The organism is Bacillus sp. JJ1474 (genome assembly GCF_036965225.1).
In the GTDB taxonomy this organism is placed as follows: domain Bacteria; phylum Bacillota; class Bacilli; order Bacillales; family Cytobacillaceae; genus Cytobacillus.
Window position 1 is genome coordinate 1 of the sequence record NZ_JBALPC010000147.1, and the last position, 8,212, is coordinate 8,212.

The window sequence follows — 8,212 nt, forward strand, 5'->3', positions numbered from 1 at the left end:
TGTATGAGGAGTTGGGCATAAGTATTGGGTTGATTCTTCCACAGTCTTTACAAAAAAAGAACAAGATCATCTAGATAAGTATTTACTTTCAAGTCAATAGTGGTTAGACAAAAATTTCTCCCACCAAATGATGATGGGAGAGGTTTTTTTATGAAATAGTGCACTGGCACGCCATAAGTTTTCTTGTTTCTAGCCTGGATTAGATGAGATTTTGTACATTTAGTTCCAGCAAAAAAACTGTATAATTCTCTTTTTTTAAGCATTATTAAAGACCCTGAAATAGATTTATTTTCCGCGAAATCAGGAAGAAGTGAAATAGGCTAAAAACGTGAATGCTTGTGTGTTCCGGTTGCAATGTTTTTGTGGAATCATAGCAAACACCTGCCTTTCCCTTTATAACCCGCTTTGAATAAAATAAATAACCAACGGCCCTAATAAAACAATAAAAATCGCCGGAAATATGAAAAGCATCATTGGAAAGATCATTTTAACTGGGGCTTTCATTGCTTGTTCACGTGCTAATTGTGTTCGCTGCTCCCTGATTCTTTCTGTAAGTTGACGTAGGATCTTTGCCATTCCAACACCTAACAGGTCCGCTTGAATTAAAGAAGTGATGATACTTTGAAATTGAGGTACAGGGACTCTGCTTCTCAAATCTGCAAATGCTTCTCTTCTGGATTTACCTAGTTTCATATCTTCTATCGTTTGCAGAAACTCTTCTGAAAGAGGTCCCTTTGTTTGGTTGCATACCTTAATCAATGATGCATCTAGTCCCATTCCTGCTTCAATTGACAGGTTAACCATATCAAAAAAGTCAGGCATCATTTTTTGAATCTTAAACCTGCGTTTTTTTATAATGACGCTTAAATAAAAGGAAGGATAATACATACCTAAAGCCGCGACAATACCCGCTAATAAAGTGGTTGAGAAAATATTCGCATCGGCTTTTCCTAATAAAACGTATATAACAAAAAACAAAACACTCCCAATTAAAAACTGAAGAAACCTAAAATCAATCGGTGACAATTTAAGGGGATATCCAGCTTCCCGCAGTCTTTTTTCTAATTCTTTTTTTCTTGAAGAAGGAATTTTTTGATCGATAACAGCTCTTGCTTTATCACTGAACTTTTTCATTAGTAAACGGATTTTATTATCCCCTTGATTCTTCTTTTTTTGAAGCTTTAATCTCCCTTCTTCAATACCTAAATAGTGGGCTGTTCTTCTTTGTATCACAATTTCCCTTTTAAATAAAAGGCTTAAACTAGCCCCAACGACAAGTATAAAAAATAGTGAACTAAATAGAAAAAAGTATAAAGTGATCACATTTTACACCTCAATGTGCACAATTTTTTTGATAAAAATCCACCCAAGAAGAATATTCATAGAACCGATAATGACCATAGCCCATCCTAATGGATGAGAAAATAGCATTTGAAAATATTCCGGATTTACTACTTTAATATAAAATGCAAGTGCTATTGGTAAAAGTGTGATAATGACTGATGACATCCTTCCTTGAGCAGTTAATGCTTTCACTTCATCCTTTACTCTTGATCGGTCAATGATTGTCTCTTGCATTGTTTCTAACAGGAAGGCTAAGTTACCGCCGCTAGAACGCTGAATAATTAATGTATTCAGAACAATTTCTAGCTCTTTATCGGGCAGCCTTTTCAATAAACTATCAAATGCCTCCTCGACAGTGATTCCGTAATTAATATCCTGCAAAGCCTTTAGGAATTCAGGTCCAAGTGGATCCTCAATCTCCTTCGCAACCATTTTCATTGCCTGCATAAAGCTGAAGCCTGCCCGCAGTGAATTGGCCATCGTACCGAGTGCCAGCCCTAGTTGCTCTGAGCATTTTTGCAGACGCTTCTTACGTTTTCTTTTCACATACCAAATAGGTAAGTAAAATCCCATTCCTCCAGCGGCAATGATAAATAAAAAGTGTATCTCATATAAGAACCCAATGCTCATACATAGTAAGGCTGTTACTATTCTCCCAATGAATAATTCTCCTTGAGAAAGCTTTACTCCTGATTGTAGAAGAAGATGTTCATGTTTAGAAAGATTGATAGCCGTTTCAATTCCTTTGGCCATTAATTTAATTACAGAGTTATTTCGTCCTTGTTTACCGACTTGCTTCTTTTCCTTTCCAGATACGTTTAAATTTCCAATATACTTGATTAAACGTTTTTCATATTTCCCTTTTTCAAAGATGAGCGATAGAATAAGTTTGAAGAAAACAGTGCAAAAAATAAACGCAACAAAAATGAGAAGAAGGATGGAATGATTCATACCCATTCCTCCTTAATGAGTTTTTGTATATTATGCCCTGCTAGCTCAAACAGATCGGAACAATGTGGACGAATTCCTGTCGATGAGAAATTCCCTTCAATTCTGCCGGTAACGATATTTTTCTGTTCATTGTAAACGAAAAGATCCTGAAGAACGATTGTATCTCCTTCAAGTCCTAACACCTCGGTAATACGGATGATTTTTCTTGAACCATCTTTTAATCTTGCTTGTTGAACAATCAAATCGAGGGCACCTGCTATTTGTTCACGAATTGCTCGTACGGGTAAGTCAAACCCTGCCATTAATACCATCGTTTCAAGTCTGGCTAACAAATCCCTTGGAGAGTTTGCATGACCTGTCCCAAGACTTCCATCATGACCAGTGTTCATAGCTTGAAGCATATCCAACGCCTCTGCACTTCGAACCTCTCCGACAATTATTCGGTCTGGTCGCATACGCAGTGAATTTCGGACAAGATCGCGAATCGTAACTTCACCCTGTCCCTCAATATTATGCGGCCTGGATTCTAATGAAACGACGTGCTCTTGTGAAAGCTTTAATTCTGCCGCATCCTCGATAGTCACAATTCTTTCATCGCGCGGAATGAAAGAAGAAAGAACGTTTAATGTACTTGTTTTCCCAGAACCTGTTCCGCCACTAATGAAAATATTAAGCTTTGACTCTACTGCGGCTTTCAGAAATTCTGCCATATTTTCATTTAATGTACCCATTCGTAATAAATCGTAAATGGTAAACGGTGTCTCTGAAAATTTTCGAATGGTCAATGTTGGCCCATTGAGTACAAGTGGCGGGATAATCGCATTGACACGGGAACCGTCTGGAAGTCTTGCATCAACTAATGGAACACTTTCATCAATTCGCCGTCCAAGCGGTGCCACGATTTTTTCGATGACTCGAAGCACGTGTAAATTGTCCCGAAACTGGACGGCTGTTTTTTTAATTTTTCCTTTTACTTCTATATAAACATCGCTCGGCCCATTCACCATTACCTCTGTAACGTGAGGATCCGCAAGAAGAGGAGAGATCGGTCCATATCCAGTTAGTTCATGGGGGATATCATGCATGATTTGCTTCTTTTCCTCAAACGTTAGATGCTCCCCTTCTTTTAAGAAAAATTCATCAGCAAGCTTTTCGATTAATACCTCTATTTCTTCCCCTTCATTTACAGGCTTCTTGATTTCATCGACAAGAAAGTTGTGAAGACGAATTTCAAAATCGGTTAAATTTCTCATAGTACTTGCTGATCTAATCCCCAATTCTTTCCTTTCTTGTATTACCAGGTGATGTCCACCCAAACGATTTAATAAAGACATTATGCATGCCCCCCTGCGTGGACCATACGTTTCACCTTTTGTTTATTGATACCAGAACTGTTCTCAGGGTTCACAAGTGTTTCTGCCATTTGAAAAATTCTCTTTGCCACTTTTGATCTGGGGTTTGAGTATACGGCTGGCTTTCCTTCATTTACTGCTGTAATCATCAGCTTTTCCATTACAGGAAGTGCTGTGAAAATTTCCCTGCCAACTACTTTAGTAACAGTATTTATCGTTATCCCCTTTACCTTCATCTGCCGATTCAAAACAACCTTTACTTTTTCATCAAGATCTAATGACGTTAAAGTATCTATTAGCATTTTGCTGTTTTTTAATGTTGGTAGGTCTGCACAAGTCATAACCAAAATCTCGTCTGAGTTCTCTAAAGCAACAATCACATTTTCATCCATATGGCTTGATGCATCAATAATCACAACATCAAATTGTTTTCTTAATACTTCTATGGCTTTTCTGATATTATTTCCTGTTATTACTTCTGCAAATTCAGGTCTTTGAGGAGCTGAAAGAATGAAAATTCCATCCTTATAGTGAGTCATAAAATCCTTAATTTGTGTGCCAACGCTATCTTCTTTGACCCAATCGTAAATAGTTCTTTTTGGTTTCACATCTAAAAACATCGCAACGTCACCAAATTGTAAATCAAGATCAATAACTGCCACTTTCTCTAATTTCTTCCCAAAGGAGGCTGCGAGATTAACAGCAACTGTCGTTTTTCCTATTCCTCCCTTTGTACTTGCTACAGTTATGACTCTAGCATTTTTTACATTTTCAATTTGCTGGTGAAGAATGTTCTTGTTTCTGGAAACAGCTAGATTAATATCTTCCTTCACTTTAGATATTGGAAAAGAAAGAAAAATAACATCATCGGCACCCGCTCTTAAGGCCTCCTTCATATCCAGCTCTTCTTCTAAACGAAAAACTAATACTTTTGTTACGAATGGGAAACGGTCTGAAATTTTCCCACACAAGCTATAAACATCATAGGATGCTGACTGTGGTAAAAAAACAATATGATTCTCGTTTATTGACAGATCGTCCAATAGCTTAGATTCATTTTCAGCCCAATCCACCTTATATCCCAGGTATGTGATTACTTCATCAAGCTTAAACGATACATCATCATGGCTAGAAATCGAGTATATATTCGTCATCTTCTAAACACCCCTACATGTAAGTCATCTTCATGGATATGTGTTTCATCTGGATTAGATTCAACCTTGTTGTCCCCTTCTTGTCTAAGCATTAAATATAGCTCGTATTTAGAGGCAAATCCTAAAACTAATCCTTCCTTCGGAGTTACTTCAAATGTTACCATTTGATATCGCTTCATGGTTTCTTCATCATCGGAAGCATGACCTATCCCCAAAACTTTAACATTTTGTAGTAGCAGAGTTGCCGCATCATGCTGTTTATCTTTATACTCATCAGGAACTAACATGACCGCAACAATATCAACAAATGAACCAGGTGTAATAAAACCCGCTACTCCTTGAGCATCTGAAACAGCTACTGTAATTGCTCGATTTCCTTCTGAAAATGGTAACATCTCATTTCTTTTTTCTTCTTCAGCAGCAACGACAACCTCTTCCTTTTCTTCAGGTTCTTCCTCTTCCGAAATCTCGACACTTGCCGGCAGAGTAGAAGATGCTAGACTTCCCGAGACCATTACATACAACATGCCAGCAGCTATAATTCCGAACACTATGGCAAATAGCCAAATTTTTTTTGTATTCATAAAAACCCTCCGTTTGTCCTCTCCGTACTATTCAACTAACTTTACTCCGTATAAACCATAATTAAAACCAGCACTAGGTTCCCCTACTTCCCCAGCAGTTATCCCATCAATAAATTGTCCTATAATGTTTTTATTTTTACCTTTATTATCATATTCCTTTACCCAAAACGGGGCGAAACCAAGTATTTTAACTTTATCACTAGCACCGTTTACTCCAGCCCATGTTTCAATAAGGGCTACATATATAACTCGTTTACAGGAGTTATCAGCGGTAGAAGGTGATTGACAGTGAGGTTTGTCTTTGTCACTGTTAATTATAGAGTCAACTGCAGTTTCAACTGCCTTGTCAATTGGTCCATTCATCACACCTGGTTCTGGATGTACTTCATCACCTACTGAAACTTTTTTCTTACTACCGTTTTTTATTCCCTCTTCTACAATAGGTGCCCCATTTCCATCTATTCTAATAAAGCCACAATTTCCAGGGCTTTTTTTTCCTGATTTTTTTTCCTCTTCCTCATTTTCCTCTTCCCCACAAGTAAGTATTGTTTTCGTTGGAACTGCACTTTTTTCTATTGCAATCGGAGCTATACCCCTTGCTGATATTAATGGACCAGCAATCTTCGCTTTTGCAGAGGCCGATACAGATGCCGTATTAATCCCAATTACTTTTGCAAAAGTAAGAGGAACAGTTACTGTTTTCTCTACTCTTATATGTGATTTATGAACTACATCTTCATCCTTTATATCTGCATCTAAGAGTTCATACCCATTTTTTAGTGTAATATCTTTGGCAACTATTTTTGCTTGTTTCTCACTTTCGCTTTTATCTTTTAATACAAGTTTGTGTGCTCCAGCAAGTACAGCAGCATCCAAAGCTTTTTGTAGCTTGCTTTTTTCAAAATATAATCTTCCACCATCTATAGCTACTGCTGCGAAACCAAGAAGCACCACCATGAATAAAGCAACTAAAACTACCACTCCACCACTTTCATCTCGAAATTTTAAGATGCTTAATAAGCTCATCATGTTATTCTATCCTCATAATAGTGATATTTTCTTTTAAAGTTAATGGACCAACGATATTCCCTATAAGCGGTGTAAGGAAAGTTACCTGATAATCATGTATTGTGATTTTTGCTTCCTTATTAATTGAATCTAGATCGACCGTAACATTACTTGGTTGTAAGCGGATAGGCGATCCATAGTTAACTGCCGTATCTTTAATCTCAGCTTCACTTTTCCCAATACTTGCTGCCCGAGCTGCTTCTCGTCCTGCATGATCTATTTTTAAATGCGCATGTAAAATTTGTCCAAAATCAATTATTCCACACAGTATCAATATAAGGACCGGAACAACAAGTGCAAACTCGACTAACGATTGCCCTTTTTCTGATTTCATGAGTATATCTCCGTTAAAAAGGTAATAAAAGCACCTAGTGCAATTGGGATTGCATATGGGATTGAAACAGCCCCATGCTTATCACCTATAAGTTCCAAAGAGCCTCTTACCCCTCTCAAAAATACTAATGAAAACAACATATTTTTAAGTGTAAAACTAAGCTGCCTTTTTTTTAGTAAAATAACTACTGCAATAAGTCCTCCAACAATTGCCCCGTATATACCTGTATATAGAACAAACATCGTTCCCTTCCATGTACCAATGGCAGCGAGCAGCTTTACGTCACCTGCTCCAATTCCTCCCATTAAAAACGGAATGAACAATAATCCTAGTCCTACCAGGAATCCTTGACCGCTAAATAAGATTCCATTAAGACCCGATGTAAGAGAATGATAAATGAGGGCAGCTAGGATGGCAGGCAGCGTGACAATGTTTAGTATTTTACGGCTTCGAAGATCTGTTATGATGGAGATGATAAGGATGAGAGCGACCATTAGGTTTATCATAAGTATTCTCCTTTTCATTATTAAAATGAGCCCCGCCAAAGCAGGGCTTTTTGTTAAAGTATCTAACTTTTTTAAATTTTGTTAAGTTCACTTTTGATTTTCGTGAACACAGATATTATACTGTCCTTAAAAAGTCCTAATGTTGCAATTACCGCAATCGCAACAAGTCCTACCAACAATCCATACTCTGTCAACGCTTGTCCTTCTTCTTCCTTAAATAGTCTTTTAATTTGATTTAACATTGTAATTCCTCCCTAAATTGTTTTTGATATTTTGTTCTATATATAGAACTTAATGAAAGTATATATCGAATGAACTCTGGTGAAAACGCCTAAATTTGTCCAATTTCTCCATATATTAATTACATTTCTTTCATTTTCTACCTTTTTCTCGCTCTTTCTTACTATTTTACATTTTATTAAGAACGATGTGTTTTATATAATGAACAAAACAAGTGGAAAGGAATGCTTTTTTTGAAATCAAAAATGATAACCCTGCAAATGAATATTAAACTCGCAAATAATTTTTGGAAGAGATTGAAAGGTCTCTTATTTTACAAGAAACCAATTACAGAAGAAGGGCTTCTCATTACACCTTGTAATTCTGTTCACATGTTTTTCATGAGATTCCCTATTGATGTCGTCTTTCTTGACCGAAAAAACCAAGTTGTAAAAGTAGTTTCAGAGTTAAAACCATGGAGAATGATTCCACCTGTACACTCAGCCCATTCCACTCTTGAACTGCCAGTAGGTACAATTGCCAACAGTAATATTTGTGTAGGAGATTCGATAAATTTGTAAATAAAAATATTCAATTAATCCCCATCTTCAAAATAAAAAATGCGAAATCCATAAATATTAGATTTCGCACTTTTTATTTATTCTTCCTACAATTTTATTTCAACATAATTCAAACAGAA

At 36.7% G+C, this 8,212-nt stretch carries 10 protein-coding genes; 1 reads left to right on the plus strand and 9 read right to left on the minus strand.

Features of this window, described 5'->3' with window-relative positions; translation table 11 throughout:
- Positions 1-393 precede the first annotated feature (393 nt).
- From V7164_RS17140 to V7164_RS17180, 9 genes are all read right to left on the minus strand, one after another.
- Positions 394-1,323 carry a type II secretion system F family protein gene (locus V7164_RS17140; protein WP_335354686.1) on the minus strand — a complete coding sequence of 310 codons (930 nt, stop codon included), beginning with the start codon at positions 1,321-1,323 and terminating at the stop codon, positions 394-396.
- Between the two features lie 3 nt (positions 1,324-1,326).
- A complete protein-coding gene (locus V7164_RS17145) occupies positions 1,327-2,295 on the minus strand; it encodes a type II secretion system F family protein (protein WP_335354687.1) in 969 nt (322 codons plus the stop codon).
- Positions 2,292-3,629: a CpaF family protein gene (locus tag V7164_RS17150; protein ID WP_335354688.1), complete on the minus strand. Its 1,338-nt coding sequence runs from the start codon at positions 3,627-3,629 to the stop codon at positions 2,292-2,294. The genes V7164_RS17145 and V7164_RS17150 overlap by 4 nt, the downstream gene beginning before the upstream one ends.
- Entirely contained in the window at positions 3,629-4,801 is a 1,173-nt protein-coding gene (locus V7164_RS17155; protein WP_335354689.1) for an AAA family ATPase, read from the minus strand. The genes V7164_RS17150 and V7164_RS17155 overlap by 1 nt, the downstream gene beginning before the upstream one ends.
- Positions 4,798-5,385 carry a Flp pilus assembly protein CpaB gene (gene cpaB, locus V7164_RS17160; protein ID WP_335354690.1) on the minus strand — a complete coding sequence of 196 codons (588 nt, stop codon included), beginning with the start codon at positions 5,383-5,385 and terminating at the stop codon, positions 4,798-4,800. Before cpaB ends, V7164_RS17155 begins: the two co-directional genes overlap by 4 nt.
- Positions 5,386-5,412: 27 nt before the next feature.
- Positions 5,413-6,414 carry a pilus assembly protein TadG-related protein gene (locus V7164_RS17165; RefSeq protein WP_335354691.1) on the minus strand — a complete coding sequence of 334 codons (1,002 nt, stop codon included), beginning with the start codon at positions 6,412-6,414 and terminating at the stop codon, positions 5,413-5,415.
- A gap of 1 nt (position 6,415) precedes the next feature.
- Positions 6,416-6,787, minus strand: a complete 372-nt coding sequence (locus tag V7164_RS17170; RefSeq protein WP_335354692.1) for a TadE/TadG family type IV pilus assembly protein — start codon at positions 6,785-6,787, stop codon at positions 6,416-6,418.
- Positions 6,784-7,293 (minus strand): A24 family peptidase, encoded by a 510-nt coding sequence (locus V7164_RS17175; protein ID WP_335354693.1) that lies wholly within the window; start codon positions 7,291-7,293, stop codon positions 6,784-6,786. Before V7164_RS17175 ends, V7164_RS17170 begins: the two co-directional genes overlap by 4 nt.
- A gap of 71 nt (positions 7,294-7,364) precedes the next feature.
- On the minus strand, positions 7,365-7,535 hold the full coding sequence (locus V7164_RS17180; RefSeq protein WP_335354694.1) for a Flp family type IVb pilin: 171 nt from the start codon (positions 7,533-7,535) through the stop codon (positions 7,365-7,367).
- Between the two features lie 231 nt (positions 7,536-7,766).
- Between V7164_RS17180 and V7164_RS17185 the strand changes: the two genes are divergently transcribed.
- Positions 7,767-8,093, plus strand: coding sequence for a DUF192 domain-containing protein (locus tag V7164_RS17185; RefSeq protein WP_335354695.1), 327 nt, complete (start codon positions 7,767-7,769; stop codon positions 8,091-8,093).
- Positions 8,094-8,212: the final 119 nt, after the last annotated feature.